We start from the raw sequence: 9,698 nt of genomic DNA, 5'->3' as shown, positions 1-9,698 counted from the left end.
CACCGGGACGGCGCAGCCGCGATAGCAAACCGCCGCCGTCAGGAGGTGGAACCGCGTCCCCACGTTGGTCACGTCCAAAGCCAGGGCCAGCCGTCGTTCGGGCCAGCCTTGGGTGATCCAGCGCAACAGCGGTCCGGCACAGGCGGCCGGGTCGAGTTCGGTCCGGTTCCGGCCCTTCTTGCGGGCGGCCGGTTTAAACTCCCGCAGTCGCTGCCGCACGGTGTTGGCGGCCCGGCCAAGGACGGGGGCGAGGTGAACGACGACCGCGTTCAGCCCGCAACCGTGGGCCAGGACAAGGCCGTAGGCCCACAACGCCAGCACGGCCGCCGTCGGCCGGGGAAGTTCGGGAAAACCGGCGGAAACGCGTTCGGTCCATTGATACACTGGCGAATGGCGTGGCATGACGGAATGTCCGCAGACTGCTGTGTGGTAACTTCAGTCTAACCGACCCCGCCAGCCACGCCATTTCTTGCCTCTAGCGAACACGGCTCACACACCCGCCGGAAACCTACCCTTGTAAGCCCCCTAACCCCCTCTCCGAAGCGGAGAGGGGGAACCAAACCGGCCGACGAAGACCGGAAGCCTTTGACAGAGAGTTGCACACTCTTGCTCCCCCTCTCTTTTAGGAGAGGGGGTTAGGGGGGTGAAGTTGCCTTTCAAGGGCGAGGATGAGGCCGTTCTCGACACCATTAATCTCTCCAGGAACCTGACTCATGGATTTCCCTCTGTTTGCGAGACTCACAGGCCGCCGTTGTGTGGTGATTGGTTCTGGACCGGTCGGGCGGCGGAAGGCTCATGCGTTGTTGCAAGCCGGGGCGGTGGTGCGGGTGGTCAGTCCGATGACGCCGTGGAGCGACGTGGCCGGGCCGGTGGATTGGGTTCACGCGGAATATCAGCCGGGCCATTTGGAGGAGGCCGAACTCGTTTTCGCGGCCGCCACGCCCGAGGTGAACGCGCGGGTGGTGGCCGACGGACGGGCGGCGCGGGTGTGGGTCAACTCCGCGACCGATCCGGAAACGGGGGATTTTGTGTTGCCCGCCGTCTCCACGCATGGCCAGATTCAAGTGGCCGTCTCCACCTCAGGAGCTTCGCCGATTCTGGCCCGCCGGATTGCGGGGATGATCGGCGAACTGGTGGATGAATCATGGGTGACCTGGGTGGAACTCCTCGCCGAATTCCGGCCCGAAATCCGGGCGGGCGTGCCCGCCCCTGAACGCCGGAATGACCTCCTCGCCGAGCTATGCGACCCAAAATGGCTGGGGATGATCGAATCCGAGGGATTGGAAATCGCTCGCGAACAAATGCGGGAACTGGTTCGACAGGCAGCAGAGGGGTAATGGAAATTAATTATAATTTATTGAATTTATGGAAATTATAGATAAGTCAATTTCATCCCCCTTCTTCACATGCTCGGTGAACGATGGAATTGCTCTGCCTCAAGTGCATGAAGACATCTCCCCGCACGGCCACTCATTGCGAATGCGGGTATCAATTCACCGGGGATGAACCTCGAAACGTGCCGGAGGCAGAGGCTTCTTCGATGCCGTCACCGCCTTCGGATCGTGATCCCCCGCGAGGTTCGTCTTCGCAAGAACTCTTCCCTTCGCCAAACCTGCCTGAACCGCTGGCCGACCCGTTGCGGGTGTTGCGGAAGGTGGTGATCGGCCTCAATTGGGCGTTGGCCACGTTCCTGCCGGCGTTGACGGTCATGTGCGTGTTGGAGGAAAGCTATGTGATGGCGATGGTGGTGTTCCTGTCCGGGTTCATCAATGTCGTCTGGATGCACGGCGTCGCCAAATTGCTGCCGACCGGGCCGACGGACATCATCTATTTGCGGTCCTTCCGCAGCGACCGCCAGACTGGCGGCATCCGCACCTCAATCGAGCGGGTGTTTGATCCGCTCTATCGCGTGTCCGGCATCCGCGAGCCGAGGCGGCGAATGCTGCGGGTGGTGCGGTTCATGTCTTATCTGGTCTTCATGTTGAAGTATGCCAATCCGCAATATTTAAACTTGGAGGCCGGCCGGGAGTGGAAGGGGCGGCTCTGGCGATCGTTGTCCGAGGTCCGGGGAGTCATCATCGACATTGCCGAGATGACGCCCGCGATTGTGGCCGAGATCCGGCTGTGTGTGAAATGTGTCGGGATGAAACGCATCTTGTTTGTCGTGCGCGACAGCGAGGAACCGGAGGCTTGGCTCGAACAAATTCGACAACTAACGGACAGCCCGGCGGCTCTTGACGATATCTCCGTGGCCGCCTGGGGCGACGGCAAAAAAGCCCGTCAGGAGTTTGAAAAGCAAGCGGAAGCATTCCGAAACCGGTTGCCGCGCGATCCCGCCGGTTTGGACTTGAGCGCCCGCGTCCTCGCGGAGCAAATGCCGGAGGAGCGATTCAAGGAAACAAACACCTGGCTGATCTTCGAGATCATCGCGGGCGTTTCCATCGGAATAATAGCTGGCGTGTTAATCGATATGCTCATCGGCCAATACGCCAGCTATCTCTTGTTGTTTTTCTTTTACCTATATTTGGGGAGCCAATATCGATCCTTCCGGCGAAATTGCGGCTCGCCTTCCCGCCTCAAGATCGCCGCCCGGACAATCCGGCCGGCGGTGTTTTTGGGATATGTCAGCGGTGTGATTGCGTTGATGGTGGCCTTATTGATGCCAAGCGTCGAAGCCGTTCACGCGGCGGCCGCCCGGATGAAGAGCAGCAATAATCTGAAGCAAATCGGCTTGGAAATGCATAATTTCAACGACGCGAACGGCCGTTTCCCCGGCGTTAATCGTCCGATGCCGCCGTTTCAACATCCGGTAAGCTGGCGGGTGCTTTTGTTGCCTTATTTGGAATACGAGCAACTGTATCGAATGTATCGCTTTGACGAGCCTTGGGACGGGCCGAACAACATCAAATTGCTTTCAATGATGCCCAGGGTCTATGAGATACCGCCGCTCAAATCCAAACCGAAGAAAACGCCGATTGGCCACACTTATTATCGCGTGTTTGCCAGCCGCCCCGGCGTGACTCCCTCCGCGATGTTCGTGGATGGCCAGGAGGGGCCGACGATGCTGTCGATGAGCGACGGCACCTCGAATACCCTCTTGGTGGTGGAAGCCGCCGAGTCGGTCCCGTGGACGATGCCCGAGGCGTTGGAATATGGCCCGGATCTTCCGTTGCCGAAACTCGGCGGCCATTTTCGTGGCGGCTTTAACGCCCTGTTGGGCGACACCTCCGTCCGCTTCATCCGGGGCAACACGCCGGAAGACCGCCTGCGGGCTTGGATCACCAAAGATGGCAACGAAACGATCCCGCTTGATTGATGAGGCCGGCGCTCATTAATTTATCATCTGTCGGCCCATTTTTCTCCGACCTGGCCCTTCATCATTTGCCCGGCCGCGCGTGAGAATGCGGTTGTTGATTTTGGCCTTCCGGTGTATCTCCGCGTCATTCTGTGGAGGATTCATCTTGAGGGATCAGGGATCTATCCGACTGGCTTTTCTTGCGGCCCTTTTGGGGGCCGCCCCGGCGTTTGCGCAAGACCAATCGGCCCCGCCACCGGTGGCCGAGCCTGTCCCGGCGCCGCCAGCCAAGGCTGCCGGGTTCGATGCCACCGGCATGGGCATGGGTGGCATGGGTGGAATGAACGGCATGGGAATGGGCGGCGGCGGAATGGGGATGCCCGGTTATGGGGTGACTTGGTATCCGGGGCGGACCACCTCGACTGGCGAAGATCTCGGCTTCGTGCGTCAGCGCCTCTCGGCCGCGTTGCCGGTTTGGAAAGAAGATGGCGATGCGGTCATTTTCAACACCAACATTCGGAACACGCTATTTTTCACCAAAGCCACTCTACCGGACACCGGCCAGCCTTTCCCGGCTGAGTTGTGGAACGTCAATTTCGGCATGAACTACATGCACCAGTTTGAAAATGGCTGGTCCGGCGGGCTAATGGCCAATTTCGGCTCGGCCAGCGACAAGCCGTTTCACAGCAGTCAGGAATTAAACGTCGGCGGCGGCGGGTTCTTGCGGGTTCCGGCCATGCGGGATGGCGATTCCTGGATGTTCTTTCTCATGTACTCGCCCGTCGGGAATGTGAACTTCCCGATTCCGGGGGTGGCCTATTCCTGGAACCCGAACGAGCAATGGCATGTGAACATCGGCATCCCCTTTTCGGTGACTTGGAAACCGATTGACGACCTGTCGGTCAGCCTCTCGTACATGCCGGTGACCAACGTCAACGCCCGCATCAGTTATCGTGTGGCGCAGCCTCTGCAAGTTTACGGCGGCTTCGAGTGGCTCAATGAGGCTTATTATCTCGCCGACCGCGTGGTGCAAAAGGACCGCTTTCTGAGTTACGAAAAGCGATTGGTCGGCGGCGTGAGATGGAATGTGTTTAACCATGCCACGCTGGATTTGCAGGCGGGTTATGCGTTCGACCGCTATTACGGCGAGGGGCAAAACCTGATCGGCACCGGCGGCGGCAGTGCCTTCAACCGCGTGAACGTCGCCTCCGGGGCGTTTATCGGGCTGAATTTTGGAATCGGGTTCTGATGTTATTTCAAGTGTCTTGGCGAAGAGGCTTGGAAATTCGGCGACAATCCGCCCCAACCAAGCGGCCGGGAGTCTTTTGTTGCCTCTCACTTCTTCTCAGTGTTCAATTCATGGCTAAAACGGTGTGACGGGCCGTTTTTCGCACTCCCTCTCTGAGTAACCGACTGATGTATCCTTCGGGCAAACCTCCCCTGCGGGCGTGGGTCGTCACGCTGGCGGGCACGGCCATCAACCTGTGTCTGGGCATCCTCTATGCGTGGAGCGTCTGGCGGGCGGCCTTGGTGCAGAAGGACCATCCGGCCGGGGAGGCGATGACCGGTCTGAACGAAGGCTGGGTCTATCTCACCAATGCCCAAGCCACTTGGGCCTATGTGATCTGCGGCTTCGTGTTCGCGCTGTGCATGATCCCCGGCGGCCGGATACAGGACAAATATGGCCCGCGTGTCGGGGGGACGCTTTCCGGTTTGTTCCTCGCGGCCGGGTGCATCGTCGCCGGACTGACGAAGAGCTATGAAGGTTTGCTGATCGGCTTCGGCCTGCTCGGTGGAATCGGCATGGGCCTCGGCTACGCGGCGGCCACCCCGGCGGCGGTGAAGTGGTTTGGCCCGCACCAACGCGGGTTGATCGTCGGCTTGGTCGTCGGCGGCTTCGGCGGGGCGGCCATCTATATTTCGCCGCTGGCCGAGCATCTGCTGAAGGAATTTGGCCTCACCGGCAGTTTCATCGGCCTCGGTTGTTTGTTCGGGGTGGTCATCATCACGGCCGCCCAATTTTTGAAGGTTCCGTGGGTGGGTTACATTCCCCCAGCTCCCCCCGCGACGTTCAAGCCCAAGGCGATGACCTCGGCGAACTGGTCGGCCTCGCAGATGTTGAAAACAATCCAGTTCTATGGCTTGGTGTTCATGTTCTTCGGCGCCGCCCAATCAGGCTTGCTGGTGATCGGCAACGCGAAGACGATTCTCAACGAGACGGCCACCGTCAGCGGCTCGGCCGCATTCTTCGTCACCTACTCATGGTTGCTCTCCTCGTATGGCGGCCTCGTCAACGCCTCGGGCCGCGTGGGGACGGGCTTGTATTCCGACCGCATCGGCCGGGCGAATGCCTATCTCATCAACGGGTTGGTCTCGGTGGTGTGCCTGGCCCTGTTGCCGATGATCATGGAGTCGGGGCAAGTGGTGCTTCTCTTCATCGTCGTCGGCGTGATCTACTGGCAATACGGCGGCAGCCTGGCCCTGTTGCCCGCCTTCACGGCCGACTATTTCGGGGCGAGGAACCTCGGCACGAATTACGGCTTGGTGTTCCTCGGCTGGGGCATTGGGTTCTTTATGCCCCAAGTGGCCGGATACATCAAGGATCAGAGGGGATCGCTTGAACTCTCCTTTTACATCTCGGCCGGGATTCTGGCCTTGGCCATCGTGATTAGCCGGATATTGAAACGGCCGTTATTGGCGGGAGAGTAGTCTTGCGATTCACCGACCATTTTGTTTTGGCCGTGCGGGGCCTGTGGCGACAAAAACTGCGATCCGCCCTGACGGTGGTTGGCGTCGCGGTCGGGGCGTGCGCGCTAGCCTTCACCATCTCGCTTGGCATCGGCCTGCGCCACATGGTGGACAGTCAACTCAAGCTGCGGGCGGAGTATTGGCAGGTCGAGGTGCGGGCGCCGGAATACGACCTTGTCCCGGAGAAGGACATTCCCCCGGAGATGATCGCCGTTCCGGCCGGCATCAACGGGCCGAGGCGGGATCGTGTGCGGGAAATGCTGGTGCGGGAATATCAACAACTTCATCCCCGCCGGCCGGCCAACTTGTTGACAGATGCCCGTCTCGCAGAACTGTCGGCCATCCCCGATGTGGCCGACGTGGTCGCGGGAATTCAAATTTACTCCACCCTTCGCTGGCGGGATCAATCACAGGACCAGATGGTCGTGGCGTTCCCGGTTCGCCGAATGAACCTCGCCTCCCGCCTCGTCGCCGGGGAACTGCCGGCCGACGACAACGACGAAGGGATCATCGTCAGCGAACATTTTCTGTTCAATCTCGGCGTGCGGACGGATGCCGAATTGGCGGCCGCCATCGGCCAGCCGGTGGGAATCTCCGTCGGCCGTCGGCTGGGGCCGTTCATGCCACGGGCAAGCGGGACATATCGCCTTGCCGCTGTGTTCCGGGCGATGACCAACGAGGAACAAGCCACGCTCGGCCGTTCGTGGTATCCGTTGAATCAGGCGGATGTGTTTCTCCCCGTCGGTGCCGGCAAGCGGCTATGGGAGCGGGCGCCGGGCAATCAGGGGGCGGGCTACGCGGGCTGCACCGTCTATTTGCAACCCGGCGGCGATCTCCGGGCCGTGGTCGCCCGCATCGAGGGGGCCGGGTTTCGGACGCACTCAATGCTGCCGCAATACGATTCGGAGAAAATGGAGGTGACGCTGATCGCGGCCGGGCTAAACCTGTTCGCCATGATCTCGGTGGCGGTCGCCGCCCTCGGGATTGCGAACACGCTGGCCACGAGCGTCGTGGAACGCACCCGCGAGATTGGCGTCCTCAAGGCCGTCGGCGCCACCCGGACGCAGGTGCTGGCGCTGTTTCTGGCCGAGGGCACGGTCATCGGCCTCCTCGGCGGCGCCCTCGGCCTCGCCGCCGCCTGGGGCCTGACCTTCCCTGCGGACCGCTTCGTCGCCCACCTCATCAACGAACAAAGCCACGGCCACTTCACCGTGTCAACCGTCTTCGAGTTCCCTTTCTGGCTCCCGCTCACCACCATCTTCTTCGCCACCGGCGTCACCACCTTGGCCGCCTTGTTGCCCGCTAGACGCGCAGCTCGGCTGGAGCCGATCATTGCGTTGCGGTCGATGTGAACGGAGAAGGGATTCGGAGGGCATTCGATGACCGAAGCCGAATGGCTGGCGTGTGCCGATCCAAAGCCGATGCTGAACTTTATCCGAGGCAAAGCAAGCGACCGGAAGTTGCGGCTGTTTGCATGTGGATGTTGTCGTGTTGTGTGGGATTGGCTTGTGTCACCCCGGAGTCAAGAAGCGGTGCTTGCCAGCGAGGCTTACGCCGACGGACTCTGTTCGGATGAGGATTTGCACACTTACAACTTTAGGGCGGAGGGCGCTGTCTTCGCGATTGACGAAAAAGAGCAAAAATATCGGTGGGAACAACGCGGAATCGACATAGGCTGGCTTTTGGAAGAAGACAGGGTTGAAGATGAAGAAATTGTTTGTGCGAACGGAATGAGAATTTCGTATCACGCAGCAAGGATTGCGGCAAATGCCGCAGAATTCGCCACTTCAAGTTTCAACGAGTTTCTGACCCATGCCAATCCCGAGATGCTTTCGGAGCCAATCACTCGTTGCATCTTTGGCAACCCCTTCCACCTCGTAACTATCGATCCCGCTTGGCTGACGTTTGACGTGCGGATGATCGCCGCCGGTTCTTACGAGGACCGGGCGTTCAACCGCCTGCCGATCTTGGCTGATGCCCTTCAAGACGCCGGATGCGACAACGATGATATCCTGAGCCATCTTCGCGACGATGGCATGCATGTGCGCGGATGTTGGGCGCTGGATTTGATCCTTGGGAAGTCTTGAAGTTGGACTGGCAAGCAGGAAGCAGGGATGAACATGCATATTCAGATGTTTGTCTTGGCGACTGGCTCGACAACCAAAACAGATGCAGAAGCACTGAGGAGGCAAATGTGCAGAAGCGAGAATGGGCTCAGTGTTCTGATCCCAAACGAATGATGAATGAACTGTGGAGGCTTCGCAGTGGCTTGTTACGATTGAACGATCATCAGTTGCGAACAGGCGAGATCATCAGCGACAGGCGCTTTTTTCTGTTTGTCTTGACGGCGGGCGAACGATTGTGGACCGAGGAAGGAAGTGATATCCTTCGCCCGGCGATTGAACTCGCTTGGAAACAGGCCGAGCACATGGTGCCAGGCGAAGAAGTTGCACAACAGAGGGAAGATTTGCAGAAGATTATTGATGAGGCGTTTGCGACAGCCAACAGGCATCTGGCCCGATTGGCGAATGTCTTGGCTCTTCTATTCACTGAGCCTGATCATGCCGCGAAAACGATGGTATTTCCTCACCCGTATTATGATACGCGAGACAAACAGCCTGTCCGTCTCCTATCTCAAACCGAGTTAAATGCTTGTTGCCGGTTGATGCGAGAAATCTTCGGCAATCCGTTCCGTCCCATCGTCATCGATCCCTCTTGGCTCACGTTCGATGTGCGGATGATCGCGGCCGGGGCCTATGAAGACCGGGCATTCAACCGCCTGCCGATTCTGGCTGATGCCCTGCAAGACGCGGGTTGCGAAAACGAGGATATCCTGAGCCACCTTCGCGGCGACGGGCCGCATGTTCGAGGGTGTTGGGTGCTGGATTTGATCCTTGGGAAATCTTGAAGTTTACGGACAGACCGACAGACAAAGGATGAACATGCGGAAACGCGAGTGGATTCGTTGCTCTGATCCTGAGCGAATGATCGATGATTTATGGAAGGTTGGCAGTTTGCAGCGGCTCGATGAGCATCGGTCACGAACAGACAAGATCATCAGCGACCGAAGCTTTATCCTGTTTGTCCTGATGGCGGGCAAAAGATTGTGGACGGATGCAGGTTTCGATATCCTTCGCCCGGCGGTCGGACTTGCTTGGAGGCGTGCCGAGCATGGGGCGTCAAACGAGGAAGTCGCCCGGCAATTGGAAGAGCTACGGCGGATTTATTATGAAGAGGCGATTCCGACAGGTAACTGGCAATTGGCCCGGTTGGTGAAAGTCTTGACTCTGTTATTCAAGGAACCCGGCAGTGCCGCAAGAACGCTGGTATTTCCTCACCCGTTTGGCGATCCGCCCGGCGATCAACCTGTTCGCCTCCTGTCACAAGCCGAGTTGACAGACAGTTGCCGACTGATCCGAGAGATATTCGGCGATCCCTCCTCCCACTTGGTGATTCTCGAACCTGCTTGGTTGACATTTGATGTGAGGATGATCGCCGCCGGGGCCTACGAGGATCAGGCGTTCAACCGTCTGCCGATTCTGGCAGACGCCCTCCAAGACGCCGGTTGCGACAACGAAGACATCTTGAGCCACCTTCGCGCCGAAGGGCCGCATGTTCGTGGGTGCTGGGCACTCGATTTGATCCTTGGGAAGTC

Annotated in this window: 8 protein-coding genes and 1 pseudogene; 8 read left to right on the top strand and 1 reads right to left on the bottom strand. The window is 59.2% G+C overall.

Features of this window, described 5'->3' with window-relative positions; translation table 11 throughout:
* A pseudogene (locus BGIM_RS50450) lies at positions 1–402 on the bottom strand (transposase); the annotation flags it as partial.
* A 311-nt stretch (positions 403–713) separates the two neighbouring features.
* Between BGIM_RS50450 and BGIM_RS57510 the strand changes: the two are divergent.
* The 8 genes from BGIM_RS57510 to BGIM_RS65820 form a co-directional block, all read left to right on the top strand.
* Positions 714–1,337, top strand: coding sequence for a precorrin-2 dehydrogenase/sirohydrochlorin ferrochelatase family protein (locus BGIM_RS57510; RefSeq protein WP_072022260.1), 624 nt, complete (start codon positions 714–716; stop codon positions 1,335–1,337).
* An 83-nt stretch (positions 1,338–1,420) separates the two neighbouring features.
* Entirely contained in the window at positions 1,421–3,316 is a 1,896-nt protein-coding gene (locus BGIM_RS57505) for a DUF1559 family PulG-like putative transporter (RefSeq protein ID WP_029630068.1), read from the top strand.
* A 145-nt stretch (positions 3,317–3,461) separates the two neighbouring features.
* A complete protein-coding gene (locus BGIM_RS0115015; RefSeq protein ID WP_020470580.1) occupies positions 3,462–4,544 on the top strand; it encodes a DUF6268 family outer membrane beta-barrel protein in 1,083 nt (360 codons plus the stop codon).
* 167 nt (positions 4,545–4,711) lie between these two features.
* Positions 4,712–6,004, top strand: coding sequence for an L-lactate MFS transporter (locus tag BGIM_RS0115010; protein WP_020470579.1), 1,293 nt, complete (start codon positions 4,712–4,714; stop codon positions 6,002–6,004).
* A 2-nt stretch (positions 6,005–6,006) separates the two neighbouring features.
* The gene (locus BGIM_RS0115005; RefSeq protein WP_020470578.1) at positions 6,007–7,395 is read left to right on the top strand and encodes an ABC transporter permease; all 1,389 of its coding nucleotides are present in this window, start codon (positions 6,007–6,009) and stop codon (positions 7,393–7,395) included.
* A gap of 27 nt (positions 7,396–7,422) precedes the next feature.
* Positions 7,423–8,130 carry a hypothetical protein gene (locus BGIM_RS67135; RefSeq protein ID WP_020470577.1) on the top strand — a complete coding sequence of 236 codons (708 nt, stop codon included), beginning with the start codon at positions 7,423–7,425 and terminating at the stop codon, positions 8,128–8,130.
* Between the two features lie 149 nt (positions 8,131–8,279).
* Positions 8,280–8,951 (top strand): hypothetical protein, encoded by a 672-nt coding sequence (locus tag BGIM_RS67130; protein WP_020470576.1) that lies wholly within the window; start codon positions 8,280–8,282, stop codon positions 8,949–8,951.
* A gap of 34 nt (positions 8,952–8,985) precedes the next feature.
* The coding region (locus BGIM_RS65820) for a hypothetical protein (protein ID WP_193788982.1) at positions 8,986–9,698 on the top strand (713 nt) is incomplete at its 3' end.

Source organism: Zavarzinella formosa DSM 19928, assembly GCF_000255705.1.
GTDB classification, from domain to species: domain Bacteria; phylum Planctomycetota; class Planctomycetia; order Gemmatales; family Gemmataceae; genus Zavarzinella; species Zavarzinella formosa.
Note: the sequence above shows the minus strand (reverse complement) of the source record. Positions and strands in the feature narration are given on the sequence as shown.

Coding starts and splice junctions, on each gene's coding strand:
- BGIM_RS67130 (WP_020470576.1), top strand. CDS start 8,280: ATGATGAATGAACTGTGGAGGCTTCGCAGTGGCTTGTTACGATTGAAC.
- BGIM_RS57505 (WP_029630068.1), top strand. CDS start 1,421: ATGGAATTGCTCTGCCTCAAGTGCATGAAGACATCTCCCCGCACGGCC.
- BGIM_RS0115010 (WP_020470579.1), top strand. CDS start 4,712: ATGTATCCTTCGGGCAAACCTCCCCTGCGGGCGTGGGTCGTCACGCTG.
- BGIM_RS67135 (WP_020470577.1), top strand. CDS start 7,423: ATGACCGAAGCCGAATGGCTGGCGTGTGCCGATCCAAAGCCGATGCTG.
- BGIM_RS57510 (WP_072022260.1), top strand. CDS start 714: ATGGATTTCCCTCTGTTTGCGAGACTCACAGGCCGCCGTTGTGTGGTG.